Here is a 16,866-nt window from a genome sequence, read left to right as displayed (position 1 = left end):
AACCGCGAATGCCGCTCAGGCGGCTTGTGATGAGGTCTGAATTATGAACAAAAGTGCAGCGCAAAGTGCTGATGATCCCATCCTGCAGTGGGTAACATTCCGCCTCGATAACGAGAGCTACGGCATCAACGTGATGCAGGTTCAAGAGGTGCTGCGTTACTCTGAAATTGCCCCGGTACCGGGCGCGCCGAGCTATGTGCTGGGCATCATCAACCTGCGCGGCAACGTGGTGACGGTGATCGACACGCGTCAGCGTTTTGGCTTGCAGCCGAGCGAAGTGACCGACAACACCCGTGTGGTGATCATCGAGGCCGACAAGCAAGTGGTTGGTATCCTGGTCGATTCGGTTGCCGAGGTGGTGTATCTGCGCCAATCTGAAATTGAAACCGCGCCGAATGTGGGCAATGATGAGTCGGCAAAGTTCATCCAGGGCGTGTGCAACAAGAACGGCGAATTGCTGATTCTGGTTGAACTGGACAAGATGATGAGCGAAGAAGAGTGGTCTGAACTGGAGTACATCTGAGTGATGGTAACGAGTGCGCTGGTAGCGCTGGCCTGCCTATGCCTGATTCTTGTCGGCGTTTGCACCAGCCTGCATGTACGCCTCAAGCGCGCCCTGCAACAGCAGGCCGAGCGTGATGGCGTGCGTGATCAGCGCATCAAGGAATTGTCCAAGCGCCTCGACGCGTATCTGACCGGCAGCATCACCATGGGTGAAGAGTTGCATGAGTTACGGCAGATCGTCGCGCCAATTCCCGACAAGCTCAGCCAGATCGAACAGCGTAATCCCAGCAGCCTGTCCTTCACGCAGGCCGCAAGGCTCGCCGGAATGGGTGCCAGTGTGGACGACCTGACCTTGTCCTGTGGCTTGAGCAAGGCTGAGGCTGAGCTGGTCGCCAAGTTGCATCAGTCGCGCCAAGCCAATCGCTGACGCACACAGCTTTTTCCAGTGCCTTTAGTCCACCAGGCTCTTAGCCTGCGCGGCAGGTGCGCTTTTTATTCCTTTACGTAACGGTCCTACCCCCTAAGCTGAACCTGTGTGAAACCAACACGGGAGCAAGCTCATGCGCGCAATGGTTATTGTCGCAGTCCTCCTGCTCGGCTGGTCTGCTGCGAATGCGCAGGAAGCCCCGGCGCAAGTACCTGGTGCGGTTACCGTCAACGTTTTGCAGGCGCGTTATCTGTATGAGCAGGGCGCTTTGTTCGTTGATGTTCGCCCACAGCGTGAGTGGCTCTGGGGGCACGTTAATGGCGCCGTACAACTGGGGTTGGCGGACGAGTTCAAGAGCCTTAAACAGCCCGATTTGCCGCGCGAAGTCGCCTTGGTCATTTACTGCGAGAGTGAGATTTGCAGTGCTGGTGCTCAGGCCGCCAAGCTCGCCGTAAGCTGGGGCTACAGCCAGGTTTACTACTTCCGCGAAGGCTATTTTGCCTGGCAGTTACTGGATTTTCCGCTGGCCAAGGGCTTTGAAGAGCCCAACGGGCTTATTGCTCAGGCGACTCGGGTGGCGCATTGAGCAGCAGTTGTGAATTGGCTTCGGGTTGCTCAGCGTTAAAGCCGGCCGGGCTTTTGCCTTGCAGATACCAGGCAAAGGCAATGATCTCGGCAATGCAGCGGTACAACTCGGCGGGTATCGCATCTCCCAGCTCCAGGCGCGCCAATAGTCTGACCAGTTCAGCGTTCTCGTAAATCGGAATCTCGTGCTCGCGGGCAATGGCCAGAATGGTCTCCGCCAACTGGTCATCGCCCTTGGCTGAGAGAGTCGGGGCGTTGAGGCCGTCGTAGGTGAGGGCAATGGCTTGGCGAGGGTTGCTCATGCGGTTTCATCCACCCAGCGTTGCTCCAGTGTCGTGCGCGCACCCTGCGGCGCCGTGCCTTGCTTGCACGCCAATTCCCTGACTTGCAGCCCGGCTGCCAACAGGCGTTCGCGCAGGTTGTCGAGTTCGCTGTCGATCAATAGTGCGGTGTCACTCTGTTGCGCCCACAAACAACCCGACAAACTGCCAAACGCCAACTGCGCCTGAACATGGATCGGCCCGAGTGGCGGTATATCGAACGCCAATTCGACCTTCCACAGGGTTTCCCGCGGCTCATCCGTTTGGCTTTGCTGCTGTTGCTGGTCCTGCTGAACCTTGATCTGCACCGGGTAGAACTCCTGCGCGTGACGCATCGGTACTTCCAGTTGCCAGGTGGTCAGTAAATTGCCATCCGGGCCGATCTGGCTTTGTGCAAGGCTTGAAAGCTGGTGAGTCTGCAGGCGGGAAATCGCGGCTGCCGCCAGTTTGAGCAGTGCTTCAAGATCGGCTTCTTCCTCACCATTGAGCGCTGCACCCGCATGCAGCGGGAAACTCAAAGCTTGTTGGCGGCTGTTGGACTGCGCCAGATTACCCAGAATATTGCGCGCGAACGCCGGCAAGGCTTGCGACAGCGCCGTGCTTGCCGCTGCATTGGCGGGGAGCAGTGGCGCCGGATTGGTCAGGTTGGGCTGCAGTTGGCCGAGCAGGCGCAGCAAATTGGCTTTGAGGTCGGTGGGCAACTGCTGGGTTTGCCCGCCGAGCAGCTTGCTCTCCAGAAACAGCCCGCTGTTTTCCAGTGCGCCGCTCAGGCCCTTGGCGGTGCTCAACTGGCTGCTGTCGGGCAGGGCGGCGAATAATTTGTCGATACTGCTGCGCAGGCCTTCACTCAAACCGGGTTGGCTGTTCAGGCTTTGCATGGTTTTCAGCAGGCCATCCAGCGAGCCCTGGCGCGTCTGTTGGCCGCCAAGGTGCTGGTTCAACGCCAGCTGGTCGAGCCGCGAGCCCAGCGGAATGAAATTCAGGGCCTGTGCACCTTTTACTTCGGCGCTGAGCAGGCTGCCCGGTTGCAGCGCCAGGTTGGTTTCAAGGTTGAGTGTGCGTCCCGCCAGCGCCGAGTTAAGCAGCATAACCACGGTCTTGAACACTGCCTGCGGGCCCGTTTGCCCCGGCAGGGCTTCACGGCTGAGCACCTTGCCCTGAAGCAGGGTGCCAACCGGTAATTGATTAAGGTCCAACTGGCCAAGGGGTTTCTCCGTTCCGCCCTGCAAGAGCACGCTCAGGCGGGTATCGGACAGGGCTGTGACCGCGGTATTCAGGCCGAGTGCCAGCGGGCGAGACGAGGTCGCTTCCAGGGTTGTTTGCCGGCCACTCTCGAGGGTCAGCTTGAGCAATACCTGAAAGCTCTGTTCGATCGACTTGACCGCCACCACTTCTGCCTTGGCGGTCTCGCCGCTGGCCAGCAAGCCGCCCAGCGGTTGCAGCAGTTTCAGCGTCTGCGCAACATTCTGCGCGGCGCTGCGAGCACTGGCTGGTGACGGGGTGGCTGGGCGAGGGCCGCTGATTTCGGTCATGGTGGGTTACAACCTTTTGGAAATGGCCCTGCGGTGGTGCAGGCATGCTATGTATAATGCTGCGCCAATTGAGCTTGGAGCCTTAGCATGTTAACGGCTACCAGTCTGCCAACTTGAATCAAATTTGGGTATCAATGCCTTGACCCGCGCCCTGATAGAAGCTGAAGCCATCGCCTGCGAGCGTGACTGGCGCATGTTGTTCGAAGATCTGCACCTGCGCCTGTTACCGGGTGAGATGCTGCAGGTTTCCGGCCCAAACGGCAGCGGTAAAACCAGCCTGCTGCGTCTGCTGGCGGGCTTGATGCAGCCCACAGCCGGACACATTCGGCTCAACGGGCAGGCGCTTGACGGCCAGCGCAACGAACTGACGAGCAATCTATTGTGGATTGGTCATGCCGCCGGAATCAAAGGTTTGCTCACCGCCGAGGAAAATCTGGCCTGGCTATGCGCGTTGCACAGCCCGGTGGAGCGCAGCCAGATCTGGCAAGCGCTGGAGGCGATCGGCCTGCGCGGTTTTGAAGATGTGCCGTGCCATACGTTGTCTGCCGGCCAACAGCGCCGGGTTGGCCTGGCGCGTTTATACCTGCCAGGCCCTGAATTGTGGATTCTCGACGAGCCGTTCACCGCGCTGGATAAACGCGCTGTGACCCAGTTGGAACAGCATCTGGCTGACCACTGTGAAAAGGGCGGTGCCGTGGTGCTGACCACTCACCACACCTTGGCCATCAAGGCGCAGGGTTATCGTGAGCTTGATCTGGGATTGCGCGCCGCATGAGTAACGTTTTCAGCCTTTTACTGGCCCGCGAATCGCGCTTGCTGTTTCGTCGTCCGGCGGAGCTGGCAAACCCGCTGGTATTCTTCGCAATCGTTATTGCACTGTTTCCGCTTGCTGTCGGCCCCGAGACCGAACTGCTGCAAAATATTTCCCCCGGCCTGATTTGGGTAGCGGCCCTGCTGGCCGTGCTGCTCTCGCTGGACGGGCTTTTCCGCAGTGATTTCGAGGATGGCTCACTGGAACAGTGGGTCCTTTCGCCGCACCCCCTGCCACTATTGGTTCTGGCTAAAGTGCTGGCACACTGGGCTTTTTCCGGGTTGGCGCTGGTCGTTTTGGCGCCGTTGCTGGCCATGATGCTGGGCTTGCCCGTGCGCTGCCTGCCGGTGCTGTTGATATCGCTGCTGCTGGGCACGCCGATACTGAGCCTGCTGGGCGCGGTCGGTGCGGCGCTCACGGTCGGGCTCAAGCGTGGTGGGTTGTTGCTGGCGCTGCTGATATTGCCGCTGTACATCCCGGTACTGATTCTGGGCACGGGTGCGCTGCAGGCGAGTTTGCAAGGTTTGCCTGCGGTCGGGCAGTTGCTCTGGTTGGCTTGCCTGACCGCACTGGCCGTAACATTTACACCTTTTGCCATTGCCGCCGGACTTAAGATAAGTGTTGCAGAATAGACAACACGGCTAACGTCCTGCGGCCTTGTGTGCCGGTGGGAAGCTCCACCGAATAATTGAAGAACTGATGAGTAAATAGATGAACTGGACGTGGTTTCATAAACTCGGCTCACCTAAATGGTTCTACGAGATCAGTGGCCGTTGGCTGCCCTGGTTGGCTGTCGCGGCTGGCGTCCTGATGGTCGTCGGACTTGTCTGGGGGCTGGCGTTTGCGCCGCCCGAACGTTATCAGGGCGACAGCTACCGGATCATCTATATTCACGTGCCGGCTGCATTCCTTGCACAGGCCTGTTACATCACCATGGCGCTGGCCGGCGCCGTAAGCCTCATCTGGAAAATGAAACTGGCCGACGTGGCCCTGCAACAAGCCGCGCCGATTGGCGCCTGGCTGTGTTTTATCGCGTTGGTCACCGGCGCCATCTGGGGTAAACCCACATGGGGCACATATTGGGTCTGGGATGCGCGACTGACCTCGATGCTGATCCTGCTGTTCCTGTACTTCGGCGTCATTGCACTCGGCCAGGCAATCAGTAATCGTGACAGCTCGGCCAAGGCCTGTGCGGTTCTGGCACTGGTGGGCGCTGTGAATATCCCGATCATCCAGAAGTCGGTCGAGTGGTGGAATACCCTGCATCAGCCGGCGACCTTCAAAATTACCGGCAAGGCCAGTATGAGCGCCGAAATGTGGTTGCCGCTGCTGATCTCGGTGCTGGGTTTTTACTGTTTCTTTGTGGTTGTGCTGTTGCTGCGCATGCGCCTTGAAGTTCTCAAGCGCGAGTCGCGGAGCAGTTGGGCCAAGGCTGAAGTTATTCGTCAGGTGGAGGCGCGCTCATGAGTTTCGACTCCTTCCAGGATTTTCTGGCAATGGGCAAACATGGAGCCTACGTCTGGTCGGCGTATGGCATCAGTCTGGCGGTTGTCGCGTTGAATATAGCCATGCCGATTCTAGCTAAACGGCGTTATCTGCAAGACGAGGCGCGCCGTTTGCGCCGGGAGAAAAAATCGTGAACGCGGTCCGTAAAAAGCGTCTGTATATTGTTCTGGCCCTGGTTGCCGGTGTAGGTATTGCTGTCGCACTGGCGTTGTCGGCGCTGCAGGAAAATATCAACCTGTTCTACACCCCGACGCAAATCGCCAACGGTGAAGCGCCAACCGGTTCGAGGATTCGCGCCGGTGGCATGGTTGAGGAAGGATCGCTGAAACGCTCGGGTGATTCGTTGAGCAATGAATTCGTCGTAACCGATTTTGCCAAGAGCGTGACCATTCGTTATCACGGCATTCTTCCAGATCTGTTCCGTGAAGGGCAGGGCATTGTTGCGCTGGGCAAACTCAATGCGGACGGCGTGCTTGAGGCCGATCAGGTATTGGCCAAGCACGATGAACAGTACATGCCGCCCGAGGTGACCAAAGCCCTCAATGAAAGCGGCAAGTCGAAACCACAGACCAAAGAGGGCGGAGCATGAGCAGCAGTCTGATGATCCCGGAACTTGGCCATCTGGCCATGATTCTGGCGCTGTGCATGGCGCTGGTGCAGGCAACCCTGCCGATGATTGGTGCCTGGCGGGGTGATCGCCAGTGGATGAGTCTGGCCCAGCCAGCCGCCTGGGGCCAATTTGCCTTCCTGCTGTTCTCATTTGCGTGCCTGACCTATGCCTTCATGGTCGATGACTTCTCGGTGCGTTACGTTGCCAGCAACTCCAACAGCGCACTGCCGTGGTACTACAAGTTCAGCGCCGTGTGGGGCGCTCACGAAGGTTCATTGCTGCTCTGGGCGCTGATCCTTGGCGGCTGGACCTTTGCGGTGTCGGTCTTCTCGCGCCAGTTGCCGGAAGAAATGCTCGCCCGTGTACTCGGTGTGATGGGCATGATCAGCGTTGGCTTCCTGCTGTTTCTGATCATCACCTCCAACCCGTTTGCACGCTTGCTGCCGAATATCCCGGCAGATGGCCGTGACCTCAATCCGCTGCTTCAGGACTTTGGCCTGATCATTCACCCGCCGATGCTCTACATGGGCTACGTCGGTTTCTCGGTTGCCTTCGCCTTCGCCATTGCGGCGTTGCTCGGCGGCAAGCTGGACGCTGCATGGGCGCGTTGGTCGCGGCCGTGGACGATTATTGCCTGGGCATTTCTCGGCATAGGCATCGCACTCGGTTCCTGGTGGGCGTATTACGAGCTTGGCTGGGGTGGCTGGTGGTTCTGGGACCCGGTAGAGAATGCTTCGTTTATGCCGTGGCTGGTCGGCACCGCGCTGATTCACTCGTTGGCGGTTACCGAAAAGCGTGGCGTGTTCAAAAGCTGGACCGTGCTGTTGGCCATCGCCGCGTTCTCGCTGAGCTTGCTCGGTACGTTCCTGGTGCGCTCGGGTGTACTTACTTCGGTGCACGCGTTCGCCACAGACCCGGAGCGCGGGGTGTTTATCCTGGCGTTCCTGCTGGTCGTCGTAGGCGGCTCGCTGGCCCTGTTTGCAGTGCGGGCGCCGGTGGTTAAAAGTCAGGTCGGCTTTGCGCTGTGGTCACGGGAAACCTTCCTGCTGATCAACAACCTGATCTTGGTCGTCACGGCGGCAATGATTCTGCTCGGCACCCTGTATCCGTTGGTGCTTGATGCCATGACCGGCGCCAAATTGTCGGTCGGCCCGCCTTACTTCAATGCCTTGTTCGTGCCGTTGATTGGCCTGCTGATGGCCGTGCTGGCGGTAGGTGTGCTGGTGCGCTGGAAAGACACGCCGGTGAAGTGGCTGGTCAGCATGCTGCTGCCGGTTGCGCTGGCCAGTGCGGTGTTGGCGGTTATTGCCACGCTGCTGCTGGGCGACTTCAACTGGTCGGTACTGGCTGTGTTCATGCTGTCAGCGTGGGTGGTGTTGGCGGGCGTGCGCGACATTCTCGACAAAACCCGGCACAAGGGTTTGTTCAAAGGATTGCCGGGTCTGGGCCGCAGCTATTGGGGCATGCAGATGGCCCACTTCGGCCTGGCGGTCTGCGCCATGGGCGTGGTGCTGACCAGCGTTGGCAACTTCGAGCGTGACCTGCGCATGGCGCCGGGTGACTCGGTTGACATGGGCCACTACCAGTTCGTGTTCGAGGGCGCAGCCCATCGCGAAGGCCCGAACTTCCAGGCTGACCGTGGCACCGTGCGGGTACTTGAAGACGGTAAGCAGATTGCCGTTCTGCACCCGGAAAAGCGTTTTTATCAGGTTCAGCAGTCGATGATGACCGAAGCGGCGATTGATGCCGGCTTTACCCGCGACTTGTTCGTTGCCTTGGGCGAGCCGCTGGAAAACGGCGCGTGGGCCGTGCGGGTTCAGGTTAAGCCGTTTGTACGCTGGATCTGGCTCGGCGCTTTGCTGATGGGCCTGGGCGGCTTGCTGGCTGCTGCTGACCGGCGGTATCGGGTCAAGGTCAAAACGCGCGTGCGCGAAGCGTTGGGGATGGCAGGAGCACAAGCATGAAACGACTGATTTTACTGGTGCCTCTGGCGATCTTTCTGGCTGTCGCCGTGTTTCTCTATCGCGGGTTGTTTCTCAACCCGTCTGAACTGCCTTCGGCGCTGATCGACAAGCCGTTCCCGGGCTTTGAGTTGCCTGCAGTTGAAGGCGACAAGACTGTGTCGTTGGCGGACATCAAGGGTAAACCGGCGCTGGTGAACATTTGGGCGACCTGGTGCATCTCGTGCAAAGTCGAGCATCCGGTGCTCAACGAGATTGCCAAGACTGGCGTCAATATCTACGGCGTTAATTACAAGGATGACAACGCCGCTGCGCAAAAATGGCTCAAGGAATTCCAGAACCCCTACCAACTGAATATCAGCGATCCGAAAGGTACGCTGGGTCTGGATTTGGGGGTTTATGGCGCGCCGGAAACCTTCCTGATCGACAAGAACGGCATTATCCGCCACAAGTTTGTCGGTGTGATCGACGAGTCGGTTTGGCGCGATCAGCTGGCACCGCTGTATCAGGCGCTGGTTGATGAGGGCACGCCATGAAACGTTTGCTAGCGGCCTGTGTGATTGGCCTCAGCCTGATCGGCGTGGCCAATGCGGCCATTGACACTTATGTGTTCAAGACCGACGCCGAACGCATGCGCTATCGCACGCTCACCGAAGAGCTGCGTTGCCCGAAATGTCAGAACCAGAACATTGCCGACTCGGATGCGCCGATTGCCATGGACCTGCGTGCGGAAATCTACCGCATGATGGAAGAGGGCAAGGACAACCAGCAGATCATTGATTATCTGGTCGCCCGCTACGGCAATTTCGTGCTCTACAACCCGCCAGTCACGGCGCGCACCATGCTGCTCTGGTATGGACCAGGCGGTTTGCTGATCTGTGGCTTTATCGTGCTTGCGGTCATCCTCATCCGTCGACGTAAGAAAGCCGCCGCGCCTATTGGCCTGCTTGCCGATGAGCAGCAACGTCTTGACGCCCTGTTAACTCAAGCGCCTTTGGATAAGAAAGACTGATGATTGAATTTTGGCTGTTAGCCGGCCTGCTATTAGTGGCCGCTCTGGGTTTCCTGTTGGTTCCACTGGTGCGTGGGCGTAAGGCTCAAACCGAAGAAGACCGCACTGCACTCAACGTTACGCTCTATCAGGAGCGCATGGCTGAACTCGAAAAGCAGGCAGCGGCCAACGTGTTGACCGCCGAGCAGTTGCAGGCGGGCAAAGATGAAGCCGCCCGCGAACTGCTGGCTGATACCGATGGCTTGCAAGCCAAGGGCACAACGGTGCTGGGCCGTCAGGTGCCGATTATCATCGCCTTGCTGGTGCCGTTGATGGGCTATGGCATGTATCTGCACTGGGGCGCGATTGGCGATGTCGAGCGCACGGTGGACATGGTTGAGAATCAGCCCAAGAGCATCGAGGAGATGACTGCCCGGCTTGAGAACTCCCTGAAAGAAGACCCCAACTCGGCTGAAGGCTGGTACTTCCTCGGCCGTACTTACATGGCGCAAGAGCGCGCCAGCGAGGCCGCCAAGGCTTTCGAGCGTTCCATTGAGTTGAGCAGCCGCGACCCTGCATTACTCGGCCAATGGGCGCAGGCGTTGTATTTTGCCAGTGACAAGCAATGGACCGAGCAACTGCAAAGCATCACCGACGAGGCGCTGAAGGCCGATCCGGAAGAGGCAACAAGCCTTGGGCTGCTGGGTATCGCGGCGTTCGAGGAAGGCCGCTTCAACGATGCGATTGGCTATTGGGAAAAGCTGGTGGCCGTGCTGCCGCCTGAAGACCCTTCGCGTGCCGCGATTCAGGGCGGTATCGAGCGTGCGCGTGCGCAGATCAATCCGGACGCTCAGGCCCCGGCTGTTGCCGGCGCTGATCAGGCTGGGCCGCAATCGGCTGGGCCGCAGTCGGCTGAGCCAGAAACTGCTGGGCCGCAAACGGCTGCCACTGACAGCGCTGCCAAGCTTAACGTCAAGGTTTCACTGGCCGCTGACCTAAAAGACAAGGTGCAGCCGGGCGACAGTGTGTTCGTATTCGCCCGCGCCGTTTCCGGGCCGCCAATGCCGTTGGCCGTCAAGCGCATGACGGTTGCAGATTTGCCAGCCGAGGTGAGTTTGTCTGACGCTGATGCAATGATGCCGATGCTGAAAATTTCCGGTTTCAAACAGGTGCAACTGGTGGCGCGCATCTCGCGCAGCGGCAATGCCCGCGAAGGCGAGTGGGTGGGGCAGAGTGAGCCCTTGAACAATGACACCGCCGAGTTGCAGCAACTGACCATCAACACAGCAGACACTCAAGTCCAATGAAACTGATACGTGGGGCGCTAGTCGCCGGTTTGTTGTTTGTTTCGGGGTGCGCCGTGCAGAGCACGGCGCCAGGCACTACGCCGGCCAGCCAGTTGCCGACCAAGCCGTCGCATCCGCGCTATGCACCGCCGCCTGGCGTGAGTAGCGAATGGGTGCCAAGCCTGGGCGTGTATGCCGTGGGTGGCCAGCGGGATATGTACTACCGCGAACGCACCTACTACCGTTGGAACAATGGCTGGAGCTGGGCGGTCAGCCCGAACGGCCCGTGGACTGACACGGACAGCAGCGGGATTCCGCCTGGCCTGTATCGCCAATACATTCAGTAACGTGTTCAGGGTTCGATAAAAAACCGCACAACCTCCCGGCTGTGCGGTTTTTATATTGCTGGCAACTACGCGCCGTTATTGGCCGAATACGCCATCGCGAAAATCACGCATGGCCTGCTCGATCTCTTCGCGACTGTTCATCACGAACGGCCCATATTGCACGATGGGCTCACCCAGCGGCTTGCCGGCAATCAGCAGCACGCGTGCGCCAGATTCGCTGTGGATAGTCAGGCTGCCGCTATCTGACAGACGCACCAAGTTGCCAGCCTTGACGCTACGGTTCGGCGTGCCCGGCAGCTGGATTTCACCTGAATACACATAAAGCATCGGGCGGATGCCGTCTGCCAGCAGCGGCGCGATGTGCGAGCCAGCCGGCAAGGCCAGATCGAACAGCTGCGGTTCGGTATGCGCACGCTGCACCGCACCTGCCTGTTCAATGTTTGCGGTGCGCAATGTACCCGCAATCACCACGGCCTCAACACCCGCTTCGGTGGTAATGCGTGGGATGCTCTTGGCCGGTATGTCGCGGTAGTCGGCGGGGTTCATCTTGTCTTTGCCTGGCAGGTTCAGCCACAACTGAAAGCCGCGCATCATGCCGTGTTCCTGTTCGGGCATTTCACTATGGATAATCCCGCGTGCGGCGGTCATCCATTGCACGTCACCGGCTTGCAGCAAGCCGACGTTGCCCAGATGGTCTTCGTGGCGCATGCGCCCTTCAAGCATGTAGGTAATGGTTTCGAAGCCGCGGTGCGGGTGCGGTGGAAAACCGGCGATGTAGTCATCGGGATTGTCGGTCGAGAACTCATCGAGCATCAGAAACGGGTCGAAGCGTTCGATACCGGCGCCACCAATTACCCGGTTTAGACGCACGCCAGCGCCATCCGATGCAGGCTGGCCGGGCTGAATGCTGAGAATGGAGCGAGGGTTATCCATGTGGCACCTCCGTAGTGAGCGATGTGCCTAGCTTATTCGGATTTATTCGATTAATGGGTGAGTAATTTACGACTTAAGAATCGAATATTTTGATGATTTGCCTTTAACCGGGTGACCTCAGTTGCCCCGGTTAAAGGCAGATACAGCATAACTTTCGGCGTTACTCGGCGATTTGCAGCTTACGTGCCTCGGTCACCACGTAGCGGATTTTCTCGTACTCGAATGGCGAGTTGAGCTGGCCGTAACGGAAGTCCGTGGTCTTGCGCAGGTCGATTGCCCACAGAGCGGTCATGGGCAGGGTGTCCATGCTGATCGAGGCAAACTCAAGGAAATCCACAGAGCCTTCGGTCTCGAAGTCGACCAGCAGACCGGTGCCATCGCGCAGGCTGGATGGGCCGAAGAACGGCAGCATCAAGTAAGGACCGGCTGGCACACCCCAGTAACCCAGTGTTTGGCCAAAGTCTTCGCGCTGCTGGGGAATGCCCATCTTGGTCGCCGGGTCCCAGGCACCCAATACACCAATGGTGGTGTTGAGGAGGATACGCGCGGTGGTGTCCATCGAACGCTTGACCTTGAGCTGCAACAGGCTGTTCATCAGGCCGCTGAAGTCGCGGATGTTGTTGAAGAAGTTGGTCACCCGGTCTTCGACAAAATCCGGGGTTATCCAGCGATAGCCGCGCACCGTTGGCAACAACACCCACTCATCAAAGCGGTAGTTGAAGTGGTAGATTTCCCGGTTGATCGGTTCAAACGGATCGTAGACTTCAAGTGCTTCGAGGGTTGAACGCTCAAACACGCGTTGATCCAGACCCGGGCGGAACTTGAGTTCTTGCAGCGGATTCTTGAAGCCATCGTCATCGACAGCGGGTTTTTCGCTATCAGGCTGTGCATGGGCCAGGCTGGTGGCGAGTAACAAGGACGGCAGGAGAAGATTCTTAACCACGGAAGAACTCCAGCATGGCGTCGCTGTTGACGCGGTAATTAAGGTTGCCGCAATGGCCCCCGAGCGGATAAACAGTCAGGCGATCACCAAAGGTGCTGCGCAAAAAGCCCAGATCGCCACGGCTGAGGATGATGTCGTCGGCGTTGTGCATGACCGCAATTTTCGGGCTGTTGTGCAGGTAGTCCTTGAGGCTGTAGAGACTGACGTCCTGAATCAACTGATTGAGACTGCCGCCGTCATAGCGCGCTCGCCACATGGGGATCAGCTGTTCGGTCATGTAGCAGTCAAAATCGCACGTCAGCGCACGGCGGAAATACGGCGTCATGTCGGTGCTTTTCTTGATCTTGACGTCTGGCGGGGTGATCAGCCCGCGATGGTTGAGCAGGTCTGAGGTGAAGGCAATATCGGCGGATGAGAAGCGAAATGCCGTGCCGATCAGCATCGCCATCTGCTCATCGTTCAAGGCTTCCTTGGAGCTTTGGAAGTCGGCCAGCATCGCTTCATTGATGTCGATGTAGCCCTTTTGCTTGAAGTAGCGCGTGAGCTTCTTGAAGATCAAGTCATAGAAGTTGGTGTTGTTGCTGACCCCCTTGACCTCGGTTTGCACCAGCTTGTTGAGGTTGCTGATCGAGGCGTACAGGTTCACCGGCGGGTTGAGCAGGAGCACGCGCTTGAAGTTGAAGCTGCGGCGTGTTTCATCCAGCTTGCTGACGAACGCGGCGTGCAGGCCGCCCAGGCTGTAACCGGTGAGGTAATAGTCGGTGACTTTGAGTTCCGGGTGCTGAGCACGTACCGCCTGCATGGCGCGGTAGAGATCGTCGGCATCTTCAGTAGACACGCCGGGCGTGGCGAAGCGCGAAGCCGATACCATGAAGTCATAGCTTGTAGGCGATGAGAGTTGCACCACATGGTAGCCCGCGCCATAAAACAGTTTTTTCAGGTATTCCGGCGTGCTGCTGGAGTAAGCCGCACCTGTGCCGGCAATGATGAATACCAGCGGCGCCGCGCCTTTTTGCCGGGCCAACCGGTAACCCATCTTGGTGACCGGCCAAAAGTTGTCAGTCAACTCAAAGGCGCGCTCGGGGTGCAACTGGATCTTGTAGTCATCCTGATCAATGTCGCTGTCCTCCGGAAGCTTCGGGCGCAAAGCTTCTGGGGTGGTGGCCAGCGTGGCGGCGAACGGATTGGTGATGGGGTAGCCGTAAGTCTGTGGGTCTACATCCAGTGCTAAAACCGGCGCACTGGAAAACAGACCGCAGAGTACAGCGGCAAAGTAGAAAACACGCAGCATGGCAAAATCCTGTTTAGCAAGCAGGGCAATTTAGTTATGGATGTATGACAATCGATTAAGCAAAATGATCGCTTAGCCTGCTATTTATTGTTATAGGCAGCCAACTCACCCAAGGCCGAGCCGGTTAACCGGTACACCGTCCATTCATCTTGCGGTACTGCGCCCAGCTTCTTGTAAAAGCCGGTCGCGGGTTCATTCCAGTCGAGAACAGACCATTCCAGGCGACCGCAATTACGCTCGACGGTCAGCTTGGCCAGTGCTCCGAGCAATGCTTTGCCGAGACCGACGCCGCGCGCGGACTGCCGCACATAGAGGTCTTCGAGGTAGATGCCGGGCTTGGTCAGAAACGTCGAATAATTGTGGAAGAACAGCGCAAAGCCCATTGGTACGCCGTCGATTTCCCCGATCAGCACTTCAGCATAGGGTTTGGCGCCAAACAGGTGTTCGGACAACTGCGCGGGATCGGCAACCACCTGATCACTGAGTTTCTCGTACTCGGCCAGCTCGCCAATCAACTCGATGATGAATCTGACGTCTTGAGGTTGAGCAGGGCGGGTGTTTATCTGGTGCATGGTCATTCCTTAACGGCTTAGCCTGAAGAGAATGCCGTGCTACCGGCAAATGAGCAACAGCACTTGCATCCTTTGGCCGTCAGATTACTCTAGCGGGCTTGATTGATAGGAATGCATGTTGATGCCTCGTTACCTCGGTTGGCTGGTCTTTGCGGTGAGTGTCTTGCTGGTTCTGGCAGCCAGTTTGTGGCTGCGCTATAGCTTGATGGAAGACGCGCAGTGGGTTGATATTTGTCTGCAACCCGAGGTGAGCTGGCAGTGCCAGTTGCGAGCCTATCTGGGCCTGTGGATACACTTCGGGGTCTTGTCGGCTGCCGCGTTGACCAGCGCCGTAGTGGCTTTTTTCTGGCCGGGCAAAGCAGGGCGTGTTATCGCAGGCCTAAGTTTTTTATTGGCGATACCGGCGCTCATTTTGTACAGCGCCAGCCTCGGTGTGCTGGCTACGGTGTTGGCGCTGTTGCGTTTGGTGCGTGACAACAAGCGGCCTTTCGCTGCCGCTTGATGTGCCGACTCATGGTTGTTTGCACAAAACCATTGCGGGGTTTGCGAGGCCTTATCCGGGCAACGGCCGCGAGCTGCGCCAGAGTGCGCAGGCGAGCAGTGCACTGACCAGCGCCCAGCCAATGGCCTGCTGATTACCCAGGGTTTCGATATACAGCTGCGGTGCAATGCCCAGCGTAACGATCAATGCCAACAGCCTGCACTCACGAACCGGCATACGCACTGGGCGCAACGCATAGAACAACGCCGGCAGCAGCAAAGCACTGCTCGGGAAGCTGCGATAACGCGCATCCACCACCAACGCGAGCATCATTACTGCCCCCGCAAAACCAGCCCCCAAAAGCCAGTAATGGGCGCGACGCTGCAACCACTGGAACCAGCGCTGGCGCCAGCCGTGCTGATTTGAAAGGGCGAGGGCCGCGTGCGCCATGACCAGCAAATTGAGCAGCAGCAAGGCAAATGCCCACAACCATTCGCCCCAATAGCGGCTGGTAAGCCAGCTCAACTGGGCCCACAGCGCGATAGAACCCCCGGCAATACTGGCCAGTGCAGGCAGCAGCAAGGCATTGCGTCGCGAAGTGACTGTACCGCCCAGCCATAAGGCTATCAGCGCCAAAGCGCCGCTGACCGCCAGCCAGACGGGCCAGTCAGGCACATTGGAGACATCGCCCTGCAAAATCGCCTTGTCGTTGCGGTCGGCATCATAAAGCCCCCAGTAACCGCCCACTGCGCCTTCGCTGGCGCGCTTCCAGGGCTGATCGAACGCTTCGATCAAGTTGTAATGCCAGCCATTTTCCTCAGCCATCGCCACGAAGCCGCGCATGAAGAGCGCTTGATTAACCCGGCTGGGCACTGCGGTTTCACGCTGGCGGCCTTCGCTTGGCCAGCCGGTTTCACCGATGAAAATCTCTTTCGGGGCGAATTGTCTGGCAAAGCGATCATGCACCTTGGCAACTTTGCTCAGCGCAGTGTCGATGCCCGCCGGATTATCTTCCCAATAGGGCAGCAGGTGGATGGTGATGAAGTCTACCGCCGGTGCTACTTCCGGATGCTTGAGCCAGAACTCCCAGACATCGGCGTAAGTGACAGGCTGCTTGACCTTGGCTTTGACCTGCTCGATCAGCTTGACCAATTGGCGCGGCGTCACTTCTTTGCGCAGCAGCGCTTCGTTGCCGACAATGACCGCTTTGACAACATCCGGATTGGCGTTGGCCATGCGTATCGCGTTATTGATTTCGACTTGGGTGTCGTCATGGCTACGGCTGACCCAGGCGCCGATCATCAATGTGAGGCCATGTTCGCGGGCAATTTCTGGCAACGCCTCAAGGCCTGTGACCGAATAGCTGCGCACGCAGGTGAATTGCTTGGCCAGCAGCGCCAGATCGGTCTCCATTTGCTCGCGGTGTATTTGCAGCGGCTGCTGGAATGGCGACTGGTCCTTGCCGAACGGGCTGTATGAGGCGCACTGCATTTTGTGGCTGGCGCTGGCAACATCAGGCAGGTTCACCGCGCGGCCAAGTCCGTACCAAAGGTAGGTCAGGAGCGCGAGGCTGACTGCGCAAGCAACAAGGTAGACGAGGCGAACAGAGGGTTTTTTGGCTGGCATAGTTGCGGTAGTCAAGGGACAAGCGGCGCATATTAGCCCAAGCGCAGCGGCGCGGATATGGACGGATTAACCGACCGTGAACGATCTACTTAAACGATATGAGCGCGCAAACACAAGCCCCGGATTGACAGCCGCTTACT

21 protein-coding genes are annotated in these 16,866 nt (G+C 58.4%); 14 read left to right on the top strand and 7 right to left on the bottom strand.

All coding sequences use genetic code 11. From position 1 onward, the window contains the following. Positions 1–43: 43 nt before the first annotated feature. The 3 genes from BM395_RS08605 (at position 44) to BM395_RS08595 (ending at position 1,517) form a co-directional block, all read left to right on the top strand. Positions 44–523 carry a chemotaxis protein CheW gene (locus BM395_RS08605; protein WP_069901777.1) on the top strand — a complete coding sequence of 160 codons (480 nt, stop codon included), beginning with the start codon at positions 44–46 and terminating at the stop codon, positions 521–523. A 3-nt stretch (positions 524–526) separates the two neighbouring features. Continuing rightward, the gene (locus BM395_RS08600; protein ID WP_069901924.1) at positions 527–931 is read left to right on the top strand and encodes a DUF2802 domain-containing protein; all 405 of its coding nucleotides are present in this window, start codon (positions 527–529) and stop codon (positions 929–931) included. A 133-nt stretch (positions 932–1,064) separates the two neighbouring features. After that, positions 1,065–1,517 (top strand): rhodanese-like domain-containing protein, encoded by a 453-nt coding sequence (locus tag BM395_RS08595; protein WP_090510633.1) that lies wholly within the window; start codon positions 1,065–1,067, stop codon positions 1,515–1,517. Here BM395_RS08595 and BM395_RS08590 read toward each other — a convergent pair. Both BM395_RS08590 and fliK read right to left on the bottom strand, forming a co-directional pair. Beyond that, positions 1,486–1,818: an EscU/YscU/HrcU family type III secretion system export apparatus switch protein gene (locus tag BM395_RS08590; RefSeq protein WP_069901779.1), complete on the bottom strand. Its 333-nt coding sequence runs from the start codon at positions 1,816–1,818 to the stop codon at positions 1,486–1,488. The genes BM395_RS08595 and BM395_RS08590 overlap by 32 nt on opposite strands. Next, the gene (gene fliK, locus BM395_RS08585; protein ID WP_090510631.1) at positions 1,815–3,368 is read right to left on the bottom strand and encodes a flagellar hook-length control protein FliK; all 1,554 of its coding nucleotides are present in this window, start codon (positions 3,366–3,368) and stop codon (positions 1,815–1,817) included. The genes BM395_RS08590 and fliK overlap by 4 nt, the downstream gene beginning before the upstream one ends. Positions 3,369–3,561: 193 nt before the next feature. On the opposite strand from fliK, the gene ccmA reads away from it, so the two are divergent. The 10 genes from ccmA (at position 3,562) to BM395_RS08535 (ending at position 10,880) form a co-directional block, all read left to right on the top strand. Continuing rightward, positions 3,562–4,143, top strand: coding sequence for a cytochrome c biogenesis heme-transporting ATPase CcmA (gene ccmA, locus BM395_RS08580; protein WP_239655590.1), 582 nt, complete (start codon positions 3,562–3,564; stop codon positions 4,141–4,143). Continuing rightward, positions 4,140–4,811, top strand: coding sequence for a heme exporter protein CcmB (gene ccmB / locus BM395_RS08575; RefSeq protein ID WP_069901781.1), 672 nt, complete (start codon positions 4,140–4,142; stop codon positions 4,809–4,811). The genes ccmA and ccmB overlap by 4 nt, the downstream gene beginning before the upstream one ends. Positions 4,812–4,890: 79 nt before the next feature. Then, positions 4,891–5,646 carry a heme ABC transporter permease gene (locus BM395_RS08570; protein ID WP_090510625.1) on the top strand — a complete coding sequence of 252 codons (756 nt, stop codon included), beginning with the start codon at positions 4,891–4,893 and terminating at the stop codon, positions 5,644–5,646. Beyond that, entirely contained in the window at positions 5,643–5,819 is a 177-nt protein-coding gene (gene ccmD, locus BM395_RS08565) for a heme exporter protein CcmD (protein ID WP_069901783.1), read from the top strand. Before BM395_RS08570 ends, ccmD begins: the two co-directional genes overlap by 4 nt. Beyond that, a complete protein-coding gene (ccmE, locus tag BM395_RS08560) occupies positions 5,816–6,274 on the top strand; it encodes a cytochrome c maturation protein CcmE (RefSeq protein ID WP_069901784.1) in 459 nt (152 codons plus the stop codon). Before ccmD ends, ccmE begins: the two co-directional genes overlap by 4 nt. Before the next feature lie 11 nt (positions 6,275–6,285). After that, positions 6,286–8,259, top strand: coding sequence for a heme lyase CcmF/NrfE family subunit (locus tag BM395_RS08555; RefSeq protein ID WP_170860578.1), 1,974 nt, complete (start codon positions 6,286–6,288; stop codon positions 8,257–8,259). Beyond that, a complete protein-coding gene (locus tag BM395_RS08550; RefSeq protein WP_090510621.1) occupies positions 8,256–8,792 on the top strand; it encodes a DsbE family thiol:disulfide interchange protein in 537 nt (178 codons plus the stop codon). The genes BM395_RS08555 and BM395_RS08550 overlap by 4 nt, the downstream gene beginning before the upstream one ends. After that, positions 8,789–9,268 (top strand): cytochrome c-type biogenesis protein, encoded by a 480-nt coding sequence (locus BM395_RS08545; protein WP_090510618.1) that lies wholly within the window; start codon positions 8,789–8,791, stop codon positions 9,266–9,268. The genes BM395_RS08550 and BM395_RS08545 overlap by 4 nt, the downstream gene beginning before the upstream one ends. Then, a complete protein-coding gene (gene ccmI, locus BM395_RS08540; RefSeq protein WP_090510615.1) occupies positions 9,268–10,554 on the top strand; it encodes a c-type cytochrome biogenesis protein CcmI in 1,287 nt (428 codons plus the stop codon). The genes BM395_RS08545 and ccmI overlap by 1 nt, the downstream gene beginning before the upstream one ends. Further along, positions 10,551–10,880, top strand: coding sequence for a hypothetical protein (locus BM395_RS08535; RefSeq protein ID WP_090510612.1), 330 nt, complete (start codon positions 10,551–10,553; stop codon positions 10,878–10,880). The genes ccmI and BM395_RS08535 overlap by 4 nt, the downstream gene beginning before the upstream one ends. A gap of 75 nt (positions 10,881–10,955) precedes the next feature. Here the strand turns inward: BM395_RS08535 and BM395_RS08530 are convergent, their stop codons facing one another. From BM395_RS08530 to BM395_RS08515, 4 genes are all read right to left on the bottom strand, one after another. Further along, positions 10,956–11,813: a pirin family protein gene (locus BM395_RS08530; RefSeq protein WP_090510609.1), complete on the bottom strand. Its 858-nt coding sequence runs from the start codon at positions 11,811–11,813 to the stop codon at positions 10,956–10,958. Between the two features lie 160 nt (positions 11,814–11,973). Then, the gene (locus tag BM395_RS08525; protein ID WP_090510606.1) at positions 11,974–12,756 is read right to left on the bottom strand and encodes an MlaA family lipoprotein; all 783 of its coding nucleotides are present in this window, start codon (positions 12,754–12,756) and stop codon (positions 11,974–11,976) included. Next, complete coding sequence (locus BM395_RS08520) at positions 12,749–14,047, bottom strand: alpha/beta fold hydrolase family protein (protein WP_069901791.1); 1,299 nt, start codon at positions 14,045–14,047, stop codon at positions 12,749–12,751. Before BM395_RS08520 ends, BM395_RS08525 begins: the two co-directional genes overlap by 8 nt. Before the next feature lie 80 nt (positions 14,048–14,127). Next, complete coding sequence (locus BM395_RS08515; RefSeq protein WP_090510603.1) at positions 14,128–14,619, bottom strand: GNAT family N-acetyltransferase; 492 nt, start codon at positions 14,617–14,619, stop codon at positions 14,128–14,130. A gap of 121 nt (positions 14,620–14,740) precedes the next feature. Here BM395_RS08515 and BM395_RS08510 point away from each other — a divergent pair, with 121 nt between their 5' ends. Next, positions 14,741–15,121, top strand: a complete 381-nt coding sequence (locus tag BM395_RS08510) for a hypothetical protein (protein WP_090511019.1) — start codon at positions 14,741–14,743, stop codon at positions 15,119–15,121. 51 nt (positions 15,122–15,172) lie between these two features. On the opposite strand, the gene BM395_RS08505 is transcribed toward BM395_RS08510, so the two are convergent. Next, on the bottom strand, positions 15,173–16,726 hold the full coding sequence (locus BM395_RS08505) for a glycoside hydrolase family 17 protein (protein ID WP_244528955.1): 1,554 nt from the start codon (positions 16,724–16,726) through the stop codon (positions 15,173–15,175). Between the last annotated feature and the right edge of the window lie 140 nt (positions 16,727–16,866).

This window comes from Pseudomonas marincola, from assembly GCF_900116605.1.
Taxonomy (GTDB): domain Bacteria; phylum Pseudomonadota; class Gammaproteobacteria; order Pseudomonadales; family Pseudomonadaceae; genus Aquipseudomonas; species Aquipseudomonas marincola.
This window is presented reverse-complemented; position numbering and strand designations above follow the sequence as displayed.

Coding starts and splice junctions, on each gene's coding strand:
- ccmI (WP_090510615.1), top strand. CDS start 9,268: ATGATTGAATTTTGGCTGTTAGCCGGCCTGCTATTAGTGGCCGCTCTG.
- ccmD (WP_069901783.1), top strand. CDS start 5,643: ATGAGTTTCGACTCCTTCCAGGATTTTCTGGCAATGGGCAAACATGGA.
- BM395_RS08535 (WP_090510612.1), top strand. CDS start 10,551: ATGAAACTGATACGTGGGGCGCTAGTCGCCGGTTTGTTGTTTGTTTCG.
- fliK (WP_090510631.1), bottom strand. CDS start 3,368: ATGACCGAAATCAGCGGCCCTCGCCCAGCCACCCCGTCACCAGCCAGT.
- BM395_RS08545 (WP_090510618.1), top strand. CDS start 8,789: ATGAAACGTTTGCTAGCGGCCTGTGTGATTGGCCTCAGCCTGATCGGC.
- BM395_RS08570 (WP_090510625.1), top strand. CDS start 4,891: ATGAACTGGACGTGGTTTCATAAACTCGGCTCACCTAAATGGTTCTAC.
- BM395_RS08595 (WP_090510633.1), top strand. CDS start 1,065: ATGCGCGCAATGGTTATTGTCGCAGTCCTCCTGCTCGGCTGGTCTGCT.
- BM395_RS08505 (WP_244528955.1), bottom strand. CDS start 16,726: ATGCCAGCCAAAAAACCCTCTGTTCGCCTCGTCTACCTTGTTGCTTGC.
- BM395_RS08550 (WP_090510621.1), top strand. CDS start 8,256: ATGAAACGACTGATTTTACTGGTGCCTCTGGCGATCTTTCTGGCTGTC.
- BM395_RS08520 (WP_069901791.1), bottom strand. CDS start 14,047: ATGCTGCGTGTTTTCTACTTTGCCGCTGTACTCTGCGGTCTGTTTTCC.
- ccmA (WP_239655590.1), top strand. CDS start 3,562: ATGTTGTTCGAAGATCTGCACCTGCGCCTGTTACCGGGTGAGATGCTG.
- BM395_RS08605 (WP_069901777.1), top strand. CDS start 44: ATGAACAAAAGTGCAGCGCAAAGTGCTGATGATCCCATCCTGCAGTGG.
- ccmB (WP_069901781.1), top strand. CDS start 4,140: ATGAGTAACGTTTTCAGCCTTTTACTGGCCCGCGAATCGCGCTTGCTG.
- BM395_RS08600 (WP_069901924.1), top strand. CDS start 527: ATGGTAACGAGTGCGCTGGTAGCGCTGGCCTGCCTATGCCTGATTCTT.
- BM395_RS08510 (WP_090511019.1), top strand. CDS start 14,741: ATGCCTCGTTACCTCGGTTGGCTGGTCTTTGCGGTGAGTGTCTTGCTG.
- BM395_RS08530 (WP_090510609.1), bottom strand. CDS start 11,813: ATGGATAACCCTCGCTCCATTCTCAGCATTCAGCCCGGCCAGCCTGCA.
- BM395_RS08590 (WP_069901779.1), bottom strand. CDS start 1,818: ATGAGCAACCCTCGCCAAGCCATTGCCCTCACCTACGACGGCCTCAAC.
- BM395_RS08515 (WP_090510603.1), bottom strand. CDS start 14,619: ATGCACCAGATAAACACCCGCCCTGCTCAACCTCAAGACGTCAGATTC.
- BM395_RS08555 (WP_170860578.1), top strand. CDS start 6,286: ATGATCCCGGAACTTGGCCATCTGGCCATGATTCTGGCGCTGTGCATG.